General features: G+C 64.7%; 1 pseudogene. It reads left to right on the forward strand.

Features of this window, described 5'->3' with window-relative positions:
* A pseudogene (locus O7B34_RS32025) lies at positions 1-439 on the forward strand (SAM-dependent methyltransferase); the annotation flags it as partial.

A 439-nucleotide genomic window follows, 5' to 3' on the forward strand; every position in this document is an offset into this window, starting at 1 on the left:
GCCGCAATGGGCAAAGCCCTGGTAGCATCTGCGCTATCTGACGCGGCGCCTGAAGCAATTCAATCCGCGCTCGCGCTCCCGCGCCAACGTCGCGCACCATTACGATCTCGATGCGCGGCTCTATTCGCTCTTCCTCGACGCCGACAAGCAATATAGCTGCGCCTATTTCGAGACCCCGGAGACGACGCTCGACGACGCACAGCTCGCCAAGAAGCGGCACGTCACCGCAAAGCTGCACGTCAAGCGCGGCCAGCGCGTGCTCGACATCGGCTCGGGCTGGGGCGGGCTCGGGCTCTATCTCGCCGAGATCGCTGGCGCCGATGTCACCGGCATCACGCTGTCGACCGAGCAGTTGCAGGTCGCCAATGCGCGCGCAACCGAGAAGGGCCTGACCGGATCGGCCAGATTCCTGCTCCAGGACTATCGCGACATCGAAGGC

The organism is Mesorhizobium sp. Cs1299R1N3 (assembly GCF_037179625.1).
Classification (GTDB): Bacteria; Pseudomonadota; Alphaproteobacteria; order Rhizobiales; family Rhizobiaceae; genus Mesorhizobium; species Mesorhizobium salmacidum.